The sequence below is a fragment of the Zavarzinella formosa DSM 19928 genome (genome assembly GCF_000255705.1).
GTDB classification, from domain to species: Bacteria; Planctomycetota; Planctomycetia; order Gemmatales; family Gemmataceae; genus Zavarzinella; species Zavarzinella formosa.
Genome location: NZ_JH636447.1, coordinates 27,735 through 28,041, shown reverse-complemented (window position 1 = coordinate 28,041; position 307 = coordinate 27,735). Strand labels below are relative to the sequence as shown.

Sequence of the window (307 nt, the reverse complement as noted above, 5' to 3'; positions counted from 1 at the left end):
TTGATTGCGTGGTCGGCCATCAATTCGCGGAGGCGTTGGGCCAGCTCATCCCCCTCCATGCCCGGCATGTTCAAGTCGATGAAGCACAATGCCGGGGGTGACTCCACGGCCATGCGAAGGGCGGTTTCCCCGTCGTAACAGGCACGGGCGTCAAACCCGCACATTTTGAGCAGTTCGGCGCACATGTCGGCGCCGTCTTTGTTGTCGTCAATGCAAAGAATGCCGGGACGATTGAGGGCGGTGTCGGGCATGGTCATCTCGGTCCGGGTGTTTTGGATTCCTCGTTGTTTCACAAGCCACAACGGCC

Annotated in this window: 1 protein-coding gene; it reads right to left on the bottom strand. The window is 59.6% G+C overall.

All coding sequences use genetic code 11. The annotated features are described in order from the left end of the window. On the bottom strand, window positions 1-251 hold a 251-nt coding region (locus BGIM_RS54360; protein WP_169331894.1), incomplete at its 3' end, for a response regulator. Between the last annotated feature and the right edge of the window lie 56 nt (window positions 252-307).